Annotated in this window: 18 protein-coding genes; 7 read left to right on the top strand and 11 right to left on the bottom strand. The window is 34.3% G+C overall.

The window, feature by feature from the left end:
- Positions 1 to 5 precede the first annotated feature (5 nt).
- Complete coding sequence (locus TYM08_RS01300) at positions 6 to 704, bottom strand: NrtR DNA-binding winged helix domain-containing protein (protein WP_422381172.1); 699 nt, start codon at positions 702 to 704, stop codon at positions 6 to 8.
- A 277-nt stretch (positions 705 to 981) separates the two neighbouring features.
- On the opposite strand from TYM08_RS01300, the gene prs reads away from it, so the two are divergent.
- The 4 genes from prs (at position 982) to TYM08_RS01280 (ending at position 5,575) form a co-directional block, all read left to right on the top strand.
- The gene (gene prs / locus TYM08_RS01295; protein ID WP_422381171.1) at positions 982 to 1,836 is read left to right on the top strand and encodes a ribose-phosphate diphosphokinase; all 855 of its coding nucleotides are present in this window, start codon (positions 982 to 984) and stop codon (positions 1,834 to 1,836) included.
- A gap of 10 nt (positions 1,837 to 1,846) precedes the next feature.
- On the top strand, positions 1,847 to 3,430 hold the full coding sequence (locus TYM08_RS01290; RefSeq protein ID WP_422381170.1) for a nicotinate phosphoribosyltransferase: 1,584 nt from the start codon (positions 1,847 to 1,849) through the stop codon (positions 3,428 to 3,430).
- A gap of 183 nt (positions 3,431 to 3,613) precedes the next feature.
- Positions 3,614 to 4,672: a hypothetical protein gene (locus tag TYM08_RS01285; RefSeq protein WP_422381169.1), complete on the top strand. Its 1,059-nt coding sequence runs from the start codon at positions 3,614 to 3,616 to the stop codon at positions 4,670 to 4,672.
- Positions 4,673 to 5,203: 531 nt separating this feature from the next.
- Positions 5,204 to 5,575: a VOC family protein gene (locus tag TYM08_RS01280; RefSeq protein ID WP_422381168.1), complete on the top strand. Its 372-nt coding sequence runs from the start codon at positions 5,204 to 5,206 to the stop codon at positions 5,573 to 5,575.
- A gap of 1,018 nt (positions 5,576 to 6,593) precedes the next feature.
- On the opposite strand, the gene TYM08_RS01275 is transcribed toward TYM08_RS01280, so the two are convergent.
- The 4 genes from TYM08_RS01275 to minC form a co-directional block, all read right to left on the bottom strand.
- The gene (locus TYM08_RS01275; RefSeq protein WP_422381167.1) at positions 6,594 to 8,882 is read right to left on the bottom strand and encodes an integrin alpha; all 2,289 of its coding nucleotides are present in this window, start codon (positions 8,880 to 8,882) and stop codon (positions 6,594 to 6,596) included.
- A gap of 479 nt (positions 8,883 to 9,361) precedes the next feature.
- Positions 9,362 to 9,610, bottom strand: coding sequence for a cell division topological specificity factor MinE (gene minE / locus TYM08_RS01270; RefSeq protein WP_422381166.1), 249 nt, complete (start codon positions 9,608 to 9,610; stop codon positions 9,362 to 9,364).
- 14 nt (positions 9,611 to 9,624) lie between these two features.
- Positions 9,625 to 10,428, bottom strand: coding sequence for a septum site-determining protein MinD (minD, locus tag TYM08_RS01265; protein ID WP_422381165.1), 804 nt, complete (start codon positions 10,426 to 10,428; stop codon positions 9,625 to 9,627).
- Positions 10,429 to 10,515: 87 nt separating this feature from the next.
- The gene (minC, locus tag TYM08_RS01260; protein WP_422381164.1) at positions 10,516 to 11,247 is read right to left on the bottom strand and encodes a septum site-determining protein MinC; all 732 of its coding nucleotides are present in this window, start codon (positions 11,245 to 11,247) and stop codon (positions 10,516 to 10,518) included.
- A 623-nt stretch (positions 11,248 to 11,870) separates the two neighbouring features.
- Here minC and TYM08_RS01255 point away from each other — a divergent pair.
- Positions 11,871 to 12,551, top strand: a complete 681-nt coding sequence (locus TYM08_RS01255) for a hypothetical protein (protein WP_422381163.1) — start codon at positions 11,871 to 11,873, stop codon at positions 12,549 to 12,551.
- A 66-nt stretch (positions 12,552 to 12,617) separates the two neighbouring features.
- Here the strand turns inward: TYM08_RS01255 and TYM08_RS01250 are convergent, their stop codons facing one another.
- Both TYM08_RS01250 and TYM08_RS01245 read right to left on the bottom strand, forming a co-directional pair.
- Positions 12,618 to 13,052, bottom strand: coding sequence for a phosphate-starvation-inducible PsiE family protein (locus TYM08_RS01250; RefSeq protein WP_422381162.1), 435 nt, complete (start codon positions 13,050 to 13,052; stop codon positions 12,618 to 12,620).
- Between the two features lie 81 nt (positions 13,053 to 13,133).
- Entirely contained in the window at positions 13,134 to 13,610 is a 477-nt protein-coding gene (locus tag TYM08_RS01245) for a hypothetical protein (protein ID WP_422381161.1), read from the bottom strand.
- Between the two features lie 453 nt (positions 13,611 to 14,063).
- On the opposite strand from TYM08_RS01245, the gene TYM08_RS01240 reads away from it, so the two are divergent.
- Positions 14,064 to 15,791, top strand: coding sequence for an O-antigen ligase family protein (locus tag TYM08_RS01240; protein ID WP_422381160.1), 1,728 nt, complete (start codon positions 14,064 to 14,066; stop codon positions 15,789 to 15,791).
- Positions 15,788 to 18,511: a hypothetical protein gene (locus TYM08_RS01235; RefSeq protein WP_422381159.1), complete on the top strand. Its 2,724-nt coding sequence runs from the start codon at positions 15,788 to 15,790 to the stop codon at positions 18,509 to 18,511. The genes TYM08_RS01240 and TYM08_RS01235 overlap by 4 nt, the downstream gene beginning before the upstream one ends.
- A gap of 107 nt (positions 18,512 to 18,618) precedes the next feature.
- On the opposite strand, the gene TYM08_RS01230 is transcribed toward TYM08_RS01235, so the two are convergent.
- From TYM08_RS01230 to TYM08_RS01215, 4 genes are all read right to left on the bottom strand, one after another.
- Positions 18,619 to 20,148 carry a polyamine aminopropyltransferase gene (locus tag TYM08_RS01230; RefSeq protein WP_422381158.1) on the bottom strand — a complete coding sequence of 510 codons (1,530 nt, stop codon included), beginning with the start codon at positions 20,146 to 20,148 and terminating at the stop codon, positions 18,619 to 18,621.
- A gap of 109 nt (positions 20,149 to 20,257) precedes the next feature.
- On the bottom strand, positions 20,258 to 20,845 hold the full coding sequence (locus TYM08_RS01225; protein ID WP_422381157.1) for a hypothetical protein: 588 nt from the start codon (positions 20,843 to 20,845) through the stop codon (positions 20,258 to 20,260).
- Between the two features lie 25 nt (positions 20,846 to 20,870).
- Positions 20,871 to 21,680: a GNAT family N-acetyltransferase gene (locus tag TYM08_RS01220; RefSeq protein WP_422381156.1), complete on the bottom strand. Its 810-nt coding sequence runs from the start codon at positions 21,678 to 21,680 to the stop codon at positions 20,871 to 20,873.
- Between the two features lies 1 nt (position 21,681).
- Positions 21,682 to 22,134 carry a rhomboid family intramembrane serine protease gene (locus TYM08_RS01215; protein ID WP_422381155.1) on the bottom strand — a complete coding sequence of 151 codons (453 nt, stop codon included), beginning with the start codon at positions 22,132 to 22,134 and terminating at the stop codon, positions 21,682 to 21,684.
- Between the last annotated feature and the right edge of the window lie 134 nt (positions 22,135 to 22,268).

Here is a 22,268-nt window from a genome sequence, read left to right as displayed (position 1 = left end):
TTTCCTCAATTGCTGAAGTTTCGCTCAAAATGAGCAATTTCTACATTTTCTTTTAATTGATAAACTTGAGCTAATCGCCCACCGGATTTTATTTTTTGATCAATGGTTTCAAACATATTTGAAGCTTCTATCCGTCTGATTAAACTTTTACGCTGAATCGTTTTTCCAATAATTATTTCGATCACAGATTTTAACTGACCGATTGTAAATAGCTCAGGTAGACAATAAACAGGCACCATTGAATATAATGCTTTTTGCTCTAAACGATCCCTTGCTGTTTTGATTATTAACTTATGATCAAAAGCAACTGGTAAACTATTCAATTCTTGAATATCAATCCATTGCACATCAGCTATTGTTTCTAAATAAGAGGACACGGATTGATGTGATGTGAGCGCATAAAATACAGCTGTGACACTGAACCCTCTAGGGTCACGATTCAATCCGCTAAATACTTCTAATTGTTCTAAATATGGCACAGAGATATTGGTTTTTTCTTTTAACTTTCTAAGGGCGGTCATCTCAATGCTGTCATCTAATTGAGTGTCAACAAATCCACCTGGCAATCCCCATCTGCCCTTATAAGGATCATTTGCTCGCTTCACCATTAATATCATTAGACGTTTTTCTTTAATTGTGAATAATACATTGTCCACGGTAAATAATGGATTGTCGAAAGCGTTAATGTCGTATGGTTGTGACATAAATTGTCCTATTAAGTGTCTTTATGACATCTTATTTAAGTAAGCGAGAATTACAAGCTGAATTTGCAATTAATTAGATATTTAAACGATTGCTTCCGATTTTTGAAACAACTTAAATAATTATAAGTTATTGAATTTAAAGTAATTTTTATTAATTTTAGTTATTCCATAAAATTATTTAGTGTCTTTTTGACACAAAGTTATTGCAAATCATGAAGACTTTGCTAGTATATATAGTGTCTTTAAGACATATTTTAAAAAGAAGGTGATAAACCCTATGCAAGTACAAGTAATTAATAAACAAGGTGTATCCAAAGCACTTAATGCAGACAGCTTCACTTTTTCAGGTGGGGAAGAGCACGTACGGTTCGAGCCTTGTGAATTGAATGATGTAGTTAAAGTTAAAATTTATGAGCGTCTAGTAAGCTCTGCAAATATAATACGCTTAATGATGGCAACAGATGCACTAAAAAGAATGTTTGGGGCGTGTATTTCAATTGAATTAGTGTGTCCTTATTTTCCTTATGCACGCCAAGATAGAGTCTGTGTAGAAGGCGAGGCATTAGCAGTATCGGTAATGGCCGACATTATAAACCGTTTAGATTTTGATCGAGTAACAATATGGGATGCACATAGCGATGTGACTGGCGCGTTAATTAATAATGTTAAAAACATTGCGCAAATTGATTTATTAAAAACCTGTAAACAATTATGCGAATTATTAAAAAATGGAAAATTAACCTTGGTTGCACCAGATGCTGGTGCGGCCAAAAAAACTGAAAAAATATCAGAGGCCTTTTCCAATATACCTGAAGTCATTCAAGCTCAGAAAAAAAGAGATTTAAAGACAGGCAAAATTATTAAAACTGAAATTTCAGATGATGTAACGGGAAAAGATATATTAATTTCTGACGACATTTGTGATGGAGGCAGAACGTTTATTGAATTAGCCAAAGTTTTAAAAGAACAAGGCGCAAACAAAATAACATTATTTGTAACCCATGGTATTTTTTCAAAAGGGTTGGATGTATTTGATGGATTGATTGATGAAATATACACAACTGATTCAATGCGTCCTAAAAATGAATTTATAAAAGAAAGTAAAATCAAATTAAATATTATAGAAATGTAGGAGATAAATTATGAAAATTAATAATGCAGCAAGTATGCAAAAAGACGTTTACAAAGAATTTCACGCTAGAGCGTATCACCCAGATGTAACAGAAGTATATGCAAATTTCACTTCACGTTCGGGTAAATTAAGTAACGTAGAAAACAACGATAAAGTCGTTTTTGTTGGATTACAATATTTTATAAAAAGTTATTTGATGCAAGAGTGGGATGAGTTTTTTAAATTAGAAAAATCCAAAGCCGTTGCAAACCATAAAAGAATTTTAAGTGCAATGTTAGGTTACCAAGTAAATGTCAGTTATTTAGAAGAGTTGCATGACTTGGGATATCTACCATTACGAATAAAAGCATTACCTGAAGGCAGCATGGTTCCGTACTTAGTACCACCGATCACCATTGTAAATACCAAAGCAGGATTTCAGTGGTTAACCAATATGATCGAAACAGTATTAAGCTGTGAAAACTGGCCAATACAAACCAGCGCTACTACCTCAGTTGCTTATTTAAAAGTGTTCAAAGAATTTGCAAAAAAAACAGGCATGCCAATGGATTTTGTGCCGTTCCAAGGTCATGATTTTAGCTTTCGTGGCATGTTTGGTAAACATGCAGCTGCATTAAGTGGTTTTGGACACTTAGCTTCTGGCTTAGTGGGCACCGATACAATTCCTGCTGTTTTATTTGCAGAAGAATACTACAACGCAAATGTTGATGAAGAATTAGTAGGCTGCTCAGTAGATGCAACCGAACACTCGGTGACTTGTTCTTGGATTATGGAAGGTGAAATAGAATTCTTTAAATACTTGATGAAAGAGCAATCACCTAAAGGTATTTTGAGTGTTGTTTCAGATACTTGGGATTTTTGGACATTAGTGACACAGTATTTACCTGAATTAAAAACTGACATCATGAATCGTGATGGCACTTTGGTCATTCGACCTGACTCTGGTGATCCTGTTTTAATTTTAACGGGTTATACATTCGATGAAAATTCAGAAAACGTGACCACTCAAGAACAAGCAAAAAATGCAGCCATTGCCAAACGTTTTGAAGCGTACCAATTTGAAGGTAAATATTACTCCACCAAAGATGGTTCAGAATTAATGCATTGTGAAGTGAAAGGTTTGATCGAATGTTTGTGGGATATTTTTGGCGGTACACAAACTGAAAAAGGTTTCAAATTATTAGATGATCACATCGGTGCAATTTATGGCGATGCCATCACCTTACCTCGTCAACGACAAATTTTACAACGTTTGATGGACAAAGGTTTCGCGTCAAAAGTGGTGTTAGGAATTGGTTCTTACAGCTACCAGTACGTGACTCGTGACACTCATGGTTCAGCTGTTAAAGCAACCAGTGTCGTTAAAAATGGTGAGCGTTTAGCAATTTTTAAAGATCCAAAAACAGACACCAAGAAAAAATCTGCAAAGGGATTGTTAAAAGTTGATCGCATCGATGGTGAGTTAGTGTTGATTGATGATGTAAGTGAAGCTCAAGAAAAAGAAGGGTTATTAGAAGTGGTTTTTGAAGACGGAAAATTGATAAAAGAAACGTCTTTAAGAGAGATTCGTGCAGTGATTGATGAGCAAATTTAAACAGGTAGATAACTAAATGTTAAAAGAAATTGCAATTTACATATTTTTTCTTTGGTTTTGTCAGCAAACATACCAATAACAACAAAATATCGATTGCAATTTCTCAACCCATTTTAGAAAAATTAATTTTAAATAAAAAGATGATTTACTTTTTCTTAAACAGAAAATTTATAAGGGAATTTCATGTATAAAATAATAATAGGAAACGAAGTTTTAATAAAAGTACAAAACTATAAAAATGAGTTGTGTGATAAAAATATTGAACCAGGCGATTTATTAAAAGAAAAAATAGGCAATTCTAATATTAATGATATATCCGTTAATGTGTTGTTAGAAAAAATAATACAAACTAAAAAAACCCAGATATATGCAGAGTCAGAAATTTATGGGAATGGTTCTGATTGGAATCATTCTGAATTATCAATTTTAGGTGATGTTTGTATTTCTGTGCCTGTTACTGTTTTTAATAATGGCGAACATATTCATCCAAAAAATCACAGCTCTGAATTTGATGCGACTCTTTTGTATATATCAGGTACGTTATTGCGAAATGATAATGATCAAATTCCTGCGGATTATAAAGAAATAGTAGTAATAGATCATATAAACGATGAATCTTTTTATCAATTATATGAACGGCGTTTATTGCCGATTTTAATATACATCAACCAATTGGCATCTAATAAAAATAGAAAAGCATTGATCACGATTCCAGGTTTAGGTTGCGGCCAATTTGCAGGTAAGTTTCAGGGTATTCTGGGTGAAATGTTAAAAGACACGCTTCATAATATTTTGAAAAAATATGTAATGAATTTACCTAATATACAAGCTGTTTATTTTGATCCCTTTAGTGAATGTGAAAATGAAAGATTTAAAATTGAGCATATTTCATATTTAGTTAGACCTTTATTACAAGGCAATCAAGAGAAAACACAATTGTGTTTACCTTCGGATTATGAAGATACATCAGGCGAATTTTCGAAATGTGATTTATATAGCTTAGTTGCATGGGACCATGTTTCGTGGCCTGGTAATGATTTTTATATTGGTTCAAGGCAAACAGATGATGGAGTAAAAGCTGCATCAACGGATTCTATGTATCAATTAACCGGTGTGATCGGACAATATAATCAGCATACATTTTGTTATGAACCACCGCATCCTTATCGAAATTGGAAAGCGGTTGTTGATTCTAACAATCTTAATTTAACACTGAAAAATAATTTATTGATAATAGATTAAATCAACTTTTTTAATTAGTTTCACAACCTAAAGCCACAACAACTTACACACCATCAACATCATTAGAATAAATAAAACACTGATATATATTTGACTTATAAAAGACTTCATATTTTTTTCCTCAATAAATGTTCCTCTAGTTTAGAAGCTTAATTTGAAATTAGTTCTGAGTAAGTACAAGCAAAACACTGAAAGGGCTACTGGTTCAAATATAATTGAAGTTTTTTTAAATCACATGGCATTTAATGTGATTTTCGACACCTAATTTATACAAAAGTGGAACAAACTATGACAGATGTAGAGATCGGATCCTAATTAAATTACGACATTAATTTCAGCCGTGGCGGTGTGTTATTGTCTTCTGTGGCGTTGGTGTTAGCACCTTTTAGCATTGTGAATTTAAATGCAAATATGCCTGTCGCTTTTATGGACAGCGCCATTGTTTTTATGATACTGGATATTTAATTGACCTTACCATTTCAATAGAGTACTTTTTAGCATCAATATTGAATTAAAATTATGGGGTGTAAAATGGAGTTAGGTGCATTTTCAATCAGCTTAGCCGTCAATGACATTGAAGTGTCAAAACTGTTTTATCAAAAAATGGGCTTTGAAATTGTAGGTGGTGATCAATCTCAAAATTGGTTAATACTTAAAAATGGCTCGCATAAAATTGGTTTGTTTCAGGGTATGTTTGAAGGGAATATCATGACATTCAATCCCGGCTGGGATCAAAATCGTCAAACACTAGAATCCTTTACTGATGTTAGAGAACTTTTAAAAATGTTTGAAGCGCAGGGGGTTAATATTTTACAAAAAGCCATTACTGGTGAAAGTGGGCCCTCGCATTTTTCAATTCAAGATCCCGATGGTAATGCAATTTTGATTGATCAGCATGTTTGATTTAACTATTGGTTAGTTTTGTTGCTGCAAAGCTTGTGATTCACATTTAACAAATCATTGCGGGTGATGGCTGCCTACAGAAACACCTCCACTAAACCACTATCACATTCAAAGTAGGTCGATTGCTGCGACACACTAATTTCTTTTTTTAACACACTCACAAAAAATAAAATTATTAACCAATTTACTCTGAGCCATTGGTCTCAGAAAAGATTATTTTCTACACTGTAGGCTCGGGATTCATTGTGAGGGTTTCAACAAATTTGGTTTTTTAAATGATTGAGTTAGTTTTTTTCCGAATGAATCCGGAACCTACAGAAAAGAATATTTTCAACACTGTAGGCTCGGGATTCATTCCGAGGGTTTCAACAAATTTGGTTTTTTAAATGATTGGGTTAGTTTTTTTCCGAATGAATCCGGAACTTACAGAAAAGATTATTTTCAACATTGTAGGCTCGGGATTCATTGTGAGGATTTTAAAAAATTGGTTTTTTAAATGATTGGGTTAGTTTTTTTCCGAATGAATCCGGAACCTACAGGTCGGGTTTATTGTGAGAATAAGCAATAGTGGGTGTCTGTTTTGAGTCTGTTTTGAGTCTGATTGAATTCCCTGCGTCTTCGATTTGAGCAATGCTCGATAATTGTAGCAATTCCCTCTGTATGATCTCTTTTTTAACAAATTAATTTGTTAAGGCATCATATTTTCTAAAATATGTGCCTTATTTATTTTTAGATGTCATTGATTTTTATTTAGTTGCATGTCCTTGTTGTTCGCTACACTGTAGGCTCGGGATTCATTCCGAGGGTTTTTACAATTTTTTTTTAAATGATCAGGATAGTTTTTTCGAATGAATCCGAAACCTACAAAAGCAAAAGTGCGTGTCGTTTTACCATTGAAAAATTAAATTAATTTGTTGCGGCTTTGCATATTAATCGCAGGGAACATCCCTTTAAACATTTGCGATTTTTTCTACCTTCGTCCTCGAGCATGACTCGAGGATCTTATATTTCATTAAATTTATTCTGCTGGTTTGAATTGCTGAAACCCATAAATCAAATACGCTTTACCTGCTCGACTAAACCCATTTGGATCTGGCCAGTTAGTACCAGTAATTAGATCATTGATGCCATCACCATTTACATCCCCTACATAATCTACGTTTTGTCCAAAATGATCATTTTCTTCTTCACCATTTATAATCAAACCTTCTTCAGCAGTCATTTCGAAAAGATTCATACTTGCAGGCCAAACTTGTTCTTTACCATACAATACGTACGCACGGCCTACTAAATCTATTGAATCTACAGAGCTTTGCTGTGCACCAATTAATACATCATCAATACCATCGCCATTAAAATCCCCCAGCCCTGTGACATCTCGACCAAAATAATCCCCAGCGCTTTGCCCAAGTAAAACCAATCCGTTAGTTCCATCTAAGCTTGAAAGATCTAGAGTGGCATCCCATGAGGCAGTTTTTCCAAATATGATATATGCACGACCAATTCTCTCTGAATTTTCTCCGCCGTAACCTATTAGTAAATCGCTCAAACCATCATTATTTATATCACTATTAGATAAACCATTACCTAACAAATCGAATGCAAGTTCACCAATAAAAGAAAAACCGTTTACTCCATTTAACTGAGTCAAATCGACAACACTTTCTTTTAAATTATCTTTACCAAATAACACAAAAACTTTACCTTTACTATCCTCAGAGGCTCTTGTTGAAAATATTACATCATTAAGCTCATCACCATTTAAATCACCTGCACTGCTCAACTCATATAAAAATACCCCATCTATTATTTGTGCATAATTACTTACAGCAACAGTATCTGCTAAGTCTATAATATCAGGCCATTCTTCATCTCGACCAAAGAAAAGGTAAGTTGTAAAGTCTACGGAGTACCCAAAATCATCGATACCGTCACCATTAATATCTCCTAAATTTGCTGTATATTGATCTATTTCTTCAGCTATCCCTTTTATTTGAAAACCCTTCTCTCCATTAACAGTACTCAAATCAAAACTCGCATCCCAATTACCTTGATGACCAAAAATCACATAAATATTTCCTGAATAATCAGAAATCAAAAAGTCATCTATTCCATCGTCGTTTATATCATTTAACTCTGAAACATTAACCCCTAGTCTATCACCTGCATTTAAACCCCTAATCTCAAATCCATTAACTCCATCTAACTCATCATCTATTGAGAAGTTTAAATTAGCTTTATTTTTTGTTGGAGAACCAAAAAAAACATAATTTAATCCTTTAAATATATCTCCATCTTCTGCATGTCCTGCTGCTGAAAACATATAATCATCAAACCCATCCTTATTAATATCGCCAAGTCCTGTTAGGAATTGACCTAATACAGAAATATCCCCTTCTCCCTCAACAACAAAACCATTATGCCCTTGTAATTGAGAGGCACTAATTTGATTAATACCCAGTTCAACTTGATCACAGCCATCCATTGAATCGCTGTCGGCATCATCACCATCACTGTCACTCCAACAATCTGCATCTGTAGGGTAATGATCGGAATTATCACCCACTCCATCTAAATCAGAATCAAGCCATTCACCCACTAAAAACGCAAACGCATCATCCCCATCCAACACACCATCATTATCATCATCAGTGTCATTTAAATCCGAAACGTAATCTTGATCATTATCAGTTGGCTTACTTAAGCCATCAAACGGGTCGGTGCCGTTATCGATTTCATCGGCATCGGTGTAACGGTCGTTATCGTCGTCTAAATCGGCATTATCGCCTATCCCATCTAGGTCGTTATCGAACCATTCGCTTGCATCACCTAAAAACAAATCCATTGAATCTGGATAGCCGTCGCCGTCTTCATCGGCAGGTACATCGGTTGCATCTAGCGGATCAAAACCCAAATCGGTTTCGATGCTATCTGAAATACCATCGCCATCTTTATCTAAATCTTGCACATCAGGAATACCATCGGCATCGGTATCAAGGGGAGTGCTGGTTGAATCTAGCGGATCAAACTCTAATTCGATTTCGATTAAATCGGAAATTCCATCGCCATCGTCGTCTAAATCGGCATTATCGCCTGTGCCATCGTTGTCAGTATCAAGCCATTCAAGCTTGTCTTTTGGAAACGCATCTTGGGAATTGATGATTCCGTCATTGTCATCGTCTTTGTCAGCGGAATCCGTACCACAGGATGAAAACGTACCCACCACAATAATCGCCGCCATCAGGCTGGTGGTTTTGAATCGTTGTTTGAATGAAGGCTTGTGAGTTGATGGTAAAATCAATGACATGTTGGATTCCTTTGATGGAGCGGTTTAGTTTGTTTTTTAATAGGTTTGTTTGGTGTTAATAGAGGCAGACAATAACAAAAAGCGATAGAGATTTCAGTTTGTTTTTTTATTGGATGTGATCATTGGGTTAGTTTTTTCCGAATGAATCCGGAACCTACATAAAAGATTATTTACAGCACTGTAGGCTCGGGATTCATTGTGAGGGTTTTTACTAATTTGGTTTTTTGAATGATTGGGTTAGTTTTTTTCCGAATGAATCCGGAACCTACAGGTTGATGTTTTTTTTCGGAATAAATCCCGAACTTACAGGATCAGAAAAAAAACCAAGACACACGGGGTATATCTTGTTTCCGAATGAATCCGGAACCTACAGGTTGATGTTTTTTTCGGAATAAATCCCGAACTTACAGGATCAGAAAAAAAAACCAAGACACACGGGGTATATCTTGGTTTTTTTATTTTTATTTTTATTCTAAAAACTACGACGGTAACGTCACATTCACTTCTAAAATACTGGTTAGGTCTTCTTGGCTGATGTCTACAACAACATCATCCATGTCTACGTCTACGTATTTTTTGATGACGTCTAGTATTTCTCGTTGCAACTGCGGTAAGTAACTAGGTTGCTTATCTTTGTTGCGTTGGTGTGCTACGACAATTTGCAGTCGCTCTTTTGCAATGTTTGCAGACGTATTTTCTTTTACTCGAAAACGGTCAAATATGCTCATTTTTTATTTACTCCTTATCCAAATACGCGGCTTAAGATGCCTTTTTTCGGGGCTTTTACAAAACGGAATTCTATATTCTCGCCTTCAAAGCGTCTGATGGCATCGGCATAGGCTTGTCCAGCATTGGATTTTGTATCCATGATCACTGGTGTGCCTTGGTTGGATGCGGTTAATACTGATGGAGATTCTGGAATCACCCCAACTAAAGGCACCGCTAAGATATCCACAATGTCTTCTACGGATAACATTTCGCCCTTTTCTACTCGGGCAGAATCGTAACGGGTAATTAATAGATGCTCTTTTACTCGAGAGCCGTTTTCGGCATGACGACTTTTAGATTGTAAAATACCTAAAATTCGATCGCTGTCGCGTACTGAGCTGACTTCTGGGTTGGTGACAACAATCGCTTCGTCGGCAAAGTATAATGCCATTTGCGCGCCATGCTCTATGCCTGCTGGGCTGTCACAAATAATATAATCAAAGGTTTTACTAAGCTCGTTTAAGATTTTTTCAACGCCTTCTTTAGTCAATGCGTCTTTATCTCGAGTTTGGGATGCGGGTAATATGTAAAGTTGTTCGCAACGCTTATCTTTGATCAATGCTTGATTTAAAGTCGCGTCACCTTGGATGACGTTTACAAAGTCAAATACCACTCGGCGCTCACAATCCATGATTAAATCTAAGTTACGCAAACCAATGTCAAAATCGATGACCACTGTTTTTTTGCCACTTAGTGCAAGCCCCATGCTGATTGCAGCGCTACTGGTTGTTTTACCTACGCCGCCTTTACCTGATGTCACTACGATGATTTTCGCCATGAAAATCTCCTATGTATGTTGTTAATTAATAAAAAATTCTTGTTTTCTTAATTTAAAAAAGCCAACGATTATGGTTTTTCATATTGTTTAAATCGCGTTTAATTCATCAATCTCTAAACGTTCTTCCTTGATATAAAACCGACAGGCTTTGCCCGATTGTGGAAGTTGTTCGTCCACCATATATTGCCCTTGAATAGATATCAATTCGGCATATTGATTTTGACAAATTATTTGTGTGTTTTCTCGCCCTTTAGCACCTGCAACCGCCCGACCTCTTAGTGCACCAAAGATGGTGATCGAGCCGTCTGCAATGACTTCTGCGCCTGCGCTGACGTTATTTAAAATAATCAAATTCTCGTTAGGGGCGTATATTTGTTGACCTGAACGCACTTGCTGGGTAATGACTTTAGTGCCTATGTCAGAATCTTGATAATCAATTTTTTTCTTTTTTTCGACTTTAGAGTGGTTTAAGCCTAATTCAACGATGATTTTTTTAATATTTGAATCTGTGCACTGAGCACCGATAGGATTAATATTTTGTTGCTTTAGATAATCGATCACTTCCATTAGAGTTTGTTTTTGCAGGGTATTTTCTACTCGATTCAAATCTAACATAACCGGTGCGTTGGCTAATAAATTAGGGGTTTTCTCATTTAAGAATTCAATTTGTTCGGAAATATCCCGTATCGACAAGCTTTTGATTTCAAAAAGATAAATAGGCTGCATCGATGATTTTAAGTTAAAGGCTTGATTCATAAATAGTAAGGGTCTAAAAATATAAGATTGCTCTACTGTATATAGCTTATGGCGCTGATTCAATGATTGGTTTCTAGATTTTTTAAAATAATGTTTCAAGTCTCTATTAATGGGATATTTTTGGTTTTTAGGAGGCAACATTAACCAAAAGCTAGACAGTTCAGAGCAATAAATGATTTCTTTTGATTCTTGAGTCTTTTAAACTTCTCCCTCAAATATGCCCCTAAGGATAACAAGGAACCAACGTTGCCAACCAATCTTCGAATTGTGAAGTGATGAATGGACATAAAACATGTAAATCTGTTGAGCCCAAATCCGCTTACATTGATACGACAAGTGTATTTATTTATCGCTCTTGGGTAAATAATGCAATTACATTACACTGACGAACCGTATACTGAGCGCTGTACTTTTTATGATGAGGCAACCTCTAGAAGAACAAAAGAATTTGTGTATCGTGCGTAACAAACTACCCACCATGACAAACCCACCACCAATTTTATGTTCACCCTGTATTATTTTGACAATACTCCCAAGACCCTATAAAAGCATTAAGCCTCTATCAAACATCGATTGATGAAGCCATAAAGTGGACACAACAAAAATAGAATCTTGTTTCCAATATTTATTTAGTATCAACCAAGGAATAACGTTCAAAATTTTTAAATGAGCGTTATCAAAAAATTATGCCAAAACACGACATGACTAGACACGACATAGCCTTTTTACATACTGCCGAGGTACACATTTCTACTTTTCAATCTTTAGTTGAATCGTTAAATCACACTATTTCTGTGCGCCATGACGTTCAGCCCAATTTATTAAAAGAGGCAATTGAACACGGCCTTACTGAAAAATTAAAAAATGACGTTAACCGCACCATGCAATTAGCGGCTAATACAGGTGCGCAGGTTGTGGTTTGTACCTGCTCAACCATTGGTGGTATTGCAGAGTTAACCAAACAAACTGGTTCGTGTATTTCTATGCGTATTGATCGCGCCATGGCGGATTTATCTGTACAAACGTTTAATAATATTTTGGTAGTAGCGGCAGTTGAAAGTACGTTACAACCCACCCAAGCATTATTGAACGAATCACTAACAAGTGCGAATACACAGCCAAAAATCACGCTAAAACAGATACCCGATACATGGGAATATTTTTTAGCAGGTGATAAAAAAGAGTATTTAAATAGAATATTTGAATTTATTCAAAATGAAAAAGATGGATTTGATTGTGTAGTATTAGCTCAAGCGTCGATGGCGGATGCAGCATTAAGGTTTAAAGACAGTGATATTTGTGTATTGGCGAGCCCAGAATTAGGCGTTAAAAAAGCCATTGAATATTTGAACAAAAAAAGTGTTTAACCGTAATTTTCAATTGGATTTAAAAAGCTAACTCAATGTGTTATTGAGCTAGCAAAACTCACATAATTAATGCGACTCCATCTTTTTCTCATATTGATGCACAAGTATTGATCCGATTCGAATCATACCTAAAACAAATAATAGTGCTGAAAATTCATACAACATTCCAGGCTCCATTTTATGCTTAAACAATATGATTAGAATTTCACGAATTACAAAAACGATTGCCGCATCGACAATAAATGTCAGTCTAAGTTTGTGAGAACTAAAATATTCAATTAACGATCGGGATAATTCTATTAAAATATAAAGAGTTAACACGTCGGTAATAATATCTATGTAGTGACCCGTGATGCCTTCAAGTTTGATCAAATCCCAAACTGAAAAAAATAGCTGAAACGTACCTAAAGCAATGCTTATAATAATAACAACCAAAATAATTGAAAAAACCACGTCTATTACTGAGTCGAATATATTTTTGACTTTTTCTTTTAAGCTCATGTTTACTGCCTTTTAATAATGTTGTTGGATTCTAGCATGTCACAAAAAATACATGGCATCTAAGTTATGTTTCGATAAACATCACACCCTTTGCTCATCTAAATACTGCTTCATTTTTTTTAAATTCTCACAAAAGGATTCGATTTGATTTGGATCGATCACTCCAAATGCGCCAAACATAAATGGACCTGTTAACTGCCTTGCTTCATTGAGCTTATCAAGCCCTACTGGTGTTATGCTCAACCATTTTATTCGTGCATCATCGTTGTCTTGTTTTTTTTCTAGACAGTTAATGCTCACAAGAGCATTCACCGATTTAGTGACAAATACAAGACAGGAATCATAGTATCTTTTGCAATGAGCACACCAAACACTCAGCAATGGAAGAGCGGCAAAAGACCAGTTTTTAAGAATAACAAAAGATGGATCTGAAATTTGGCTTGAGGTCAGTTGCAACCCAATTTTTGATCTATTAAGTAAATTATATAAAGTGCTGAAATTTACCACCAACATTACAGCCACAGTATTAAAAGCTAAACAAACCGAAGAGGTATCCATACAAGCCTCCATAGAAACCGCAACTCAACATCAAAAATTGACAAAGTAGTAAAACGCAACCAAGAAATGGCCGTCACAGCCACAGCATCAATCAATCATTCAAGTGATAACGCTTCCAGTTAAAGGGGATATGTTCATTCTAGAAACACGGCGAACTGTATTAAAAATAAACAAAAGCACAGGCGCCTTTATAATGGCTTTGAGGGTTTAAGGTTTAAGGTTTAAGGTTTATCATTAACTCATTAAACCCACTGAAAATGTGGGTTGCACTGCTGTCATACAACGCTTAACCACGTCCAATTATAACTCGACATTGTTTTAGATTTTACCCATAACAAAACTAACAGCCCAATAAATTACCATATAATCAAAAAACAGATTTTGATATTAATCATTGTCTATGAAATAAAGGCTAGTACAATAGGGACTTTATGGATTTTATGTACTTTAACTATGTCTATTATATTTACACTTAAAAATTATCATTGGATTAAGGTATTTTTTACACATCACAATTATTTAAATATTTTATTTTTATGTGCGGGAATTTTGATTTCTTGTATTCATTTAAATGTATTTTATTACAGCTACGACACACCTAAGTGGCTAATTTTTGATCTTGTTACTAGCTTTTGTATTATTTATTTTTTTAAAAACAAACAAACCATCATTTTTTCATACTTTGGCGTCGTGGTTTTATTATTCATTTATTATATGTTGGCCAGTATCATTTGGGCTGCAAATAAAACGGCTGCAATTGAATTGTCGTTACGATTTATCAACGCTGTATTATTCATCTACTTTTTAATTAATCACTTTGACAAAGACAAATTACAAACTATTTTCTTGAATACTTGTTTTTTATCAGCTCTTGCATTTTCAATACTATTTTATTTCGAACGCTATGTGCTTGGTCACACCAATTATAATGTGGGAAATTATTCTCCTATAGGTTTTATGAATAACGCAGGTGCTGTTTTTAATGTATGGATTCCTGCTTTAATATTAAATTCAATTAAACAGTTTCAACGTAAAAATACTTTTTTATTAATCACGGTAATTATAACTACCATTGCTATTGTCAGCATATTAATGGAAGCAGCGACACGTGGCACTATTATTGGCTTAACCATTTTTGAGATCATTGTTTTTTTTATGGTATTTCGAAAAAATAAAAAGCGAGCTTTTTTATATATTACGATCACATCCTTACTTTTAACTGGCATGGTGACGTACAAACTGTCAGACGCATTACAAAGTGGTCGATTAGAAGGTAAGTTTCTTGCACTTTCAACAAATTTAGCAGCAGCTAGTGACAAACGAATTCAACTCTATAAAAATACCTGGGAAATGACATTAGATAATCCAATGGGCGTTGGCATTAATAATTTTGAATTTAACCACCCTAAATACGGAAAACCCGGTACAGAATTTTCTTCACCTTATATAAATGAAAATCAAATATTAACCACGCCACATAATTTAGTTTTAAAAATTTACAGTGAATTAGGATTACTATTTGGCAGTGTTTTTGTCTTGATTTTACTGTATCTACTTATAACTGCATTTATTAACGCACTAAAGGGTTGTTTCATAGACAAATGGTTATTTGTTGCTCTAGGGGCGACGCTATTTCATTCTATGTTAAGTGCTGTTTTAATTACCCCTGTTAGCTTATTCTTTTCATGCTTTTTAATTGGATTAATAATCATACGAATCGATTACCCTATAATTCAATTAAGCATCACAACAATTAATATTCCTAAAAGCGTTAAAGGATTATATTTAATCACGCCATTTATTTTTATAGCATTAATGTACGCCAGTTACTTAAGTTTTACTGGCTATAAACAAGACAACTACGAAAAAATGAAACAAGCCATCCTTATTAATCCTTATCATTCTCGCACCCTTTACAATCTCTCTTTTTACGAAATTGGTGCAAATCGAGATACGACACAGTCACTTTTTTATATTGATCAATTTTTAAAAAGCTACCCTTATCATATTTCAGGCTTACAAATAAAAGCCGAACGCCACTACCAACTTAAAGAATACCGCCTCGCAACGCAAACCATCGATCATCTATTACATTTTTACCCTAGTTATCAAACCGCTAACAGGTTAAAATTACAAATTAATAGTAAAGTTATTAACGAAAGTTCAAAGGAACAACAATGAAATTTAATCAATTTGTCAAATATTCACTTTTTAGCATAACCAGTGCTGTGTCAGGCTCTGTTTTTGCAGCCAATATTCCTGAAATTTTAGACAGCTGTGAAACTGAAATTTTTCTAAGTGACAGCAATCCAATTAGTAATATTAATAGTCAATTCACCGCTTCATGCGAGTCTATTAATTATAATAATTACAGTGACCCATACAACCCTTCCCCTTTAAATGCGAAATATTATTCAATCGAAATGGATAGAGATGCTGACATTAAATTTGAATTATCTGGTTACAACACTCGCTATTATTTAAATGAAGGAAATGGTTTTTCTGGCGATCGCATCAATTTAATTGATCGTGGTAATTATGATATCACTCACTTAAACGCTGGAATTTATACTTTAGAATTAATCAATCAAGATATTCGTTCATTTATATTTTCAATACAATTAAATGATTTAAATGATGATACCTGCGTTAAACCCATTGAACTGGATCAATTAATTCAAGATGGCTGGAATATTAATTGCGATTCAAGCAATCGAAACTATTCCGACCCTTATTCGCCGTCTCATTATGATACTAACAAAGCCAAATTTTTTACTTTTACTATCAATGAAAACAAAGATTTAAATTTTGAAATCACAAGTGAAGTAGATGTTTATACTTATTTATTAGATGGCGACGATGAATTTGCCTCCGCTTTATCAAGCACCAGCCTAAATGAATTTGCAAAATCATTATCCGCAGGCACTTATACATTAGAAGTCACGACAATCAACCAATACGATCCTGGTACATTTTCAGTATTAATTTCTGATGTCACCTCTGACTCAGCTTGTTCAACTGATTTAGTATTTAATACACCAATCACCTCAACGTTTAATCAAAATTGCGCTATTCAAAGTTGGAATAGTGGTATGAACGATCCTTACTCGGGAATCAATCCTGAACGTGCAGCTTATTACGACTTCACACTTACTGAAGATAGTGATTTAACATTTTCTATACCCAATGCCAATTCAAATAAAATAGTATTATCCGTTTACCAAGATGATAATTTTTATCAAACTATTGCAAGCAATGGATCACACAGCATCTTTAGCCGCATCTCTACTAATTTCACCAAATTTTTAACAGCGGGTGATTATACAGTTGAAATCACTAAACAAAACCAACTTGCCATTGGGAATTTTGCATTTCAAGTAAATAAAGCTGAAGGCGTAAGTTGTGAAAATGAATTTGAATTAAACTATCAAACAAGCGATCTTTTAAACGAGCGCTGTTACTCTATGTTTAGAGAAGGCGACAACCAAGACCCTTACGGCGCACAAACAGGTGATTACTATGCAAAACGTTTTAGCTTTTCAGTAGATCAACCGACCTCAATTAATATCAATCAAACAAATTCATCAGACTCGGCAAGTTTATATTTAAGCAGAAACATAAATGCCGATAAAAATATTGTCATTCACTCAAGTGTGCAAGAAAACAAAGATTATTACTCAAACACAAGCAGAACCAAATCATTACAACATTGTATTACTGCTGGCGATTATTTAATTGAAGCCACCACTTTCTACCCTGAGCAAATAGATTCATTTAGTGTTAATTTCAGTAAAACTTCTGAAGCAAACGTATGCCACTATACGCTACCTTTAAACTCAACTTTAACTACTTCATTCAATACAATGTGTGAATCTGAATTTAAAAACAGACAGTATATTTATGTTGACCCTTACAGCAACTCAAACCAAGACAACACAAAGTATTTCTATGCGAAACAATTTTCATTTTATGTTGATCAAGAACAAGAAATATTTTTTAAAGCTAGCGCTAATAACTTTGAACTTGACTTAGTTTTATCAAAAATAAAAGACAATCATAAATTTGAAATTCTCAGTGAGCAACCAGCGTACTCATTAGATGGAAATAGTTTTTCAATCATTTTAAGTGAAGGTTTTTATCAATTAGAACTTTCTAGCTACTCTGCTGTTTTTGCAAACTCAGTACTTCCTGAGTTCAATATTTCCATTGCAAATGGTGCGACAATTGAAAATGATTTCACTTCATGTTCTGCAAATAATATTTATTATTTCCAAAATACTCAAATTAAAGTAACAGAAGGAGAAAGCGTAGACATCATTCTTAATAGATCGGATGCAACCAATTCTGAGATATTGCCAATTAACATCACTAAAGGAAATACAATCACTAGTAGTGATTATTCTGTAGATAGTAATATTTATATTTTTGCTAGAAATGAATTATCGAAAAAAATCAGACTGACTGCTCATTTTGATTTTGAATCAGAACAAAATGAAATAATCACAATAGCATTAAGTACAGGCGAAACCATTGAAGTCACTATAATTAACATTGATCCTTCAACAGAAACAGAAACAGAAACAGGAACAGAAACAGAAACAGAAACAGAAACAGAAACAGAAACAGGAACGAATTCTCTGACAACAACCCAAACAGATATAATGATTGATACTGATATAAATTCTGGAACTCAGACTGCAACTAATACCAAATCTGAAACATTGACGACAACTGATTCAAATACACAAACCAGTACCACTATTGAGTCTGAGATCAATCACAACCCCGAAAACAATTCACCAGCTAACGATAAAGAAAAAACATTATTAGGGTCTATTCCATTGCCTTATATAATTTCATCGTTGTTATTAGTACTTATGATTAGAAGAAAAAAAGTATAATTTAATGCGATATTTTTAAGAATTCACTTTAAATATAAACAACCAGTTTCATTAGAAATTGGTTGTTTAATTCCTTTTACTAACATTTCACCCTCTAAAACTTTCCTTTAATATTTCAAATCTTCAACATATAAATGATAAAGCTTAGGCTCCATCAAAGAATTCACCGGTGCATCTAATTTTGCTAAATCCTTAGTAAATATTTGCGCACCAATCATACTTTCCCCAGTAATTGATCTTGTAGGTACATCAATTGTAAATTCTTTTGGAATCTCTGACTGCCTTGCCATATTAAACCCCCATATTCCAAATGATGGCAAAGACGTGTGATAGCTCATTGTATTTTCGAAAACATAATCCAATGTTTTTTCAATACTCCAATACACGTTACGCGTAAAAAATGGCGAAGAGCTTTGACTAACTAAAATTCCCTCTGGTGTCATTCGGCGTTTGATCATGGTATAAAATTCTTTTGAGTAAAGTTTATTTAAAGCTTCATTATGCGGGTCAGGCATATCAATGATCACGCGGTCATATAATATCCCTGGCTGGTTTATAAATGTAAATGCATCTTGACTATAAGATGTTAAACGACCTGAGTGTAAACTTTTTTGATTGAGACGGTTTAACACAGGAAGCTCACTTGAAATTCTGATCATTTCTGCATCAATATCAACTAAATGAATCAGTTTAACATCATCGTATTTTAAAACTTCTCTTGCGGCTAAACCGTCACCACCTCCTAAAATTAAAACGTTTTCACGAGAACCGTCAATAGATAAAACAGGATGTACTAAAAATTCATGGTAACGAAATTCATCTCTTGATGAAAATTGAATATTACCATCAATGTACAATCGTTGCTCTCTGGTTGTCACAGATCTTGTAACTACTAATTTTTGATATTTAGTTTGCTCTGAATACACCACTTGATCAAAGTATAAATGTTTTTCTGCGTATCGTGTTATGTAACCGCCATATAATACAAATAACATCAAAGCTGCTAAAATTAAAAAACAAGATATCAATAAAAGCTTAAACTGTTTCAAATAATGTCTAAATACAACCACATTAATAATTGCAATAAAGATATTTATTAAACCGATGGCAAAGGAGGATTGCACCAAACCCAAGGTGGGTAGCAATATCAATGGAAACGAAACCGAACCTATTAAAGCACCAATATAATCGAGGGACATCACATTAGCGATGGAATCTTTAATTTTTGCACGCTGTGATAATAGTGCAGTTAAAATAGGTATCTCCATTCCTACCAATGCCCCAATGGACAATATCAAGCCATACATAACGGTTTCATAAAGCACTCTAGCAAATGGAAAGGTCATAAATAATAATAAACTACAAACGCCACCAATTAGTGCAATTAAAATTTCAACAATAATAAAATTACGTACAAAATTATCATCAAAATATTTTGAAGCTAATGAGCCTAAGCCCATAGCAAACATAAAAAAACCAATGGTTAATGAAAATTGATAAACGCTGTTGCCTAATAAATAACTAGAAACTGTACCAATAATTAATTCATAAACTATGCCGCATAAAGCGACAATTAAAATAGAAACAAGTAAAACACTAATTTGTTTACTCGTAAGAGTGTGTTGTTCAGTTGTCATGAGATTCACTGCGATGATATGTAAAAAGAACTCTGCACAGAAAAGCGCAGAGAGAGATGCAAATACAGTTAACGACTTATGCTTGATTCATCAGATAAGTCGTTACGTTTTATTTACCTTTAGAATGACTACCCGATCCTGCACGCGCTTTTGCATTTGCTTGTGAAGATGTAATTTTTTGCTTATTAGCAACACCTGCTGGATTACCAAATTTGCTTTGACGATTTAAAATACTACCTAATAAAAATCCTGCCAATAACCCTGTTCCACTAAAGTGATGATCATTTACGGCACCACTTCGACTTGAAGCAATCACTCGACTGTTTTCGCCATCAATTTCAATTAAGAATAATGCGTCCTCACCTTCACTAAGTTCGCCATTACTATCTTTATCATCAAATGCAAGAAACGATGCGTCGGTTCTCATTTCAACTCCAATATTGCCTTCAAAAATTGCTGGTACTTTTGAATTATAATTCGTTTGCAATTCAGACGAAAAACCTAAAAGCGCGTCAGATTCTTCTTGGGTTCCACTTGCTTCAATTTGGTCTTGATAAGAATAAATTGTATCAACAGTCACATCTAAAACCGCATTTAAATCAATTTCTTGATCGCTATAGCCATCTGATTCGCCGTTAAATATTACAATACCGCCAATCACTGCTGCAATTGCGCCGTATTTAATAAGAGGGTTCATGGTGTTTCCTTTAGTGTTAAATTATTTATGTTTGAGGCAGATCATAAACGAAATGATATTCGTGAATGCCTTTTTCGTAGTAATCCTGTAGCTGTCCTACGTATTTAAATCCTGCCCCTTTTAATGGGGGATGTATTAAAGGTAAATTAGAAGGAAAAGTCAAAAAAACTTTTCGACCACCTCGATTAAGCACGTTTTCAAATCCAACCTGCAAATCTAACACTGTAAAATTTCCTTTTCCAAAGAGTGTCTTCTTTTTTACATCCCATTCAAAAGTATACGATCCTTCAGTTTCAGCTATTTCGATCACACTTATAAAATGAATGGCGGGTTTTTCTTCTGTAATTTCCACCTCTTCATTATCGTCTTCAATCAAACTCAACCCAAGAATAAACTGGCTTTCATTTACATCATAAAAATCAACATTTTTTACTTCTAATTTGAATCCAACGGATTTATATAAATATTCTGCTGATTCATAAATTGCACCATCTTCAGGATCACAATAATCGGACACTTTAACAAAGACTTTTCGCACATTCATTTCGCGCATGACTAATATTAAGTCTTGTAGCATTTTTTTTCCAAGCCCTTGACGCCGATAATCACAATCCACATAAGTCCAAGACAACCACGCTGCATTATCGGCAGCAGGAATCAATCTAAAACCAGAGACACCTACAACCTTTTCATCCACTTCAATGACGTATTGATTATCAAACCCGCTTTCGTGAAAGTCTTCTTCAGCCTCCTTACCATCATCTTCGTCAAAGTCGGTAATAAATTTAACAACCTGTGGTAAGTCACTCATGTTCATTGTGCGGAATTGATACATTTTAAGGTTTCTTTAATTGATTAATGAATAATGAAAATAATCCAATTATTATACCTGATATTAAACCAGAAACATGCGCATAATTTGCCAACTTACCAATCCAACCTGTAAACCCTATTGGAATCAAAACAAGCAAAACCATGGCAATACTGTTGTCGATATAATAACTAGACTTAAAATATTGTGTGATCCAAATAAAACCAAGCAGAGCATAAACAACACCAGACATTCCGCCAAAATTTGGCCCAACCACAATCCATTGTACACAATTACTTATTACAGCCGTCGCCATTACAAATGCAATAAACTGCATTTTTGAATGTTTTTCAAGCTGTGCACCTAGCAACCAGAATAAATACAAATTAGTCATTAAATGCAAAAGTGTGTAGTGGATAAACGACGGGGTAATGACTGTCCAAAATTTAGAAATCAGCTCACCTTTATTAGCAGGCATAAAAAAAACATGCATACTTTGAATGCTAGTCAACTCAAGAGTGATCAATAATAGAATGTTAATGAATATGAAACCCCAGATAACGGGGAACAATTGGATATTCTTAAAAAGTGAGTGGATATTTAATGACATGT

Source organism: Marinicellulosiphila megalodicopiae, from assembly GCF_045862395.1.
Lineage (GTDB): Bacteria > Pseudomonadota > Gammaproteobacteria > Pseudomonadales > Natronospirillaceae > Marinicellulosiphila > Marinicellulosiphila megalodicopiae.
The sequence above is the reverse complement of the archived record's forward strand: the minus strand, read 5'-3'. Positions and strand labels throughout refer to the sequence as shown.

Coding starts and splice junctions, on each gene's coding strand:
- TYM08_RS01290 (WP_422381170.1), top strand. CDS start 1,847: ATGAAAATTAATAATGCAGCAAGTATGCAAAAAGACGTTTACAAAGAA.
- TYM08_RS01215 (WP_422381155.1), bottom strand. CDS start 22,134: ATGCCTGCTAATAAAGGTGAGCTGATTTCTAAATTTTGGACAGTCATT.
- minE (WP_422381166.1), bottom strand. CDS start 9,610: ATGAGCATATTTGACCGTTTTCGAGTAAAAGAAAATACGTCTGCAAAC.
- TYM08_RS01275 (WP_422381167.1), bottom strand. CDS start 8,882: ATGTCATTGATTTTACCATCAACTCACAAGCCTTCATTCAAACAACGA.
- TYM08_RS01230 (WP_422381158.1), bottom strand. CDS start 20,148: ATGACAACTGAACAACACACTCTTACGAGTAAACAAATTAGTGTTTTA.
- TYM08_RS01225 (WP_422381157.1), bottom strand. CDS start 20,845: ATGAACCCTCTTATTAAATACGGCGCAATTGCAGCAGTGATTGGCGGT.
- TYM08_RS01220 (WP_422381156.1), bottom strand. CDS start 21,680: ATGTATCAATTCCGCACAATGAACATGAGTGACTTACCACAGGTTGTT.
- TYM08_RS01250 (WP_422381162.1), bottom strand. CDS start 13,052: ATGAGCTTAAAAGAAAAAGTCAAAAATATATTCGACTCAGTAATAGAC.
- TYM08_RS01300 (WP_422381172.1), bottom strand. CDS start 704: ATGTCACAACCATACGACATTAACGCTTTCGACAATCCATTATTTACC.
- prs (WP_422381171.1), top strand. CDS start 982: ATGCAAGTACAAGTAATTAATAAACAAGGTGTATCCAAAGCACTTAAT.
- minD (WP_422381165.1), bottom strand. CDS start 10,428: ATGGCGAAAATCATCGTAGTGACATCAGGTAAAGGCGGCGTAGGTAAA.
- TYM08_RS01280 (WP_422381168.1), top strand. CDS start 5,204: ATGGAGTTAGGTGCATTTTCAATCAGCTTAGCCGTCAATGACATTGAA.
- TYM08_RS01235 (WP_422381159.1), top strand. CDS start 15,788: ATGAAATTTAATCAATTTGTCAAATATTCACTTTTTAGCATAACCAGT.
- TYM08_RS01255 (WP_422381163.1), top strand. CDS start 11,871: ATGCCAAAACACGACATGACTAGACACGACATAGCCTTTTTACATACT.
- TYM08_RS01240 (WP_422381160.1), top strand. CDS start 14,064: ATGTCTATTATATTTACACTTAAAAATTATCATTGGATTAAGGTATTT.
- TYM08_RS01285 (WP_422381169.1), top strand. CDS start 3,614: ATGTATAAAATAATAATAGGAAACGAAGTTTTAATAAAAGTACAAAAC.
- TYM08_RS01245 (WP_422381161.1), bottom strand. CDS start 13,610: ATGGATACCTCTTCGGTTTGTTTAGCTTTTAATACTGTGGCTGTAATG.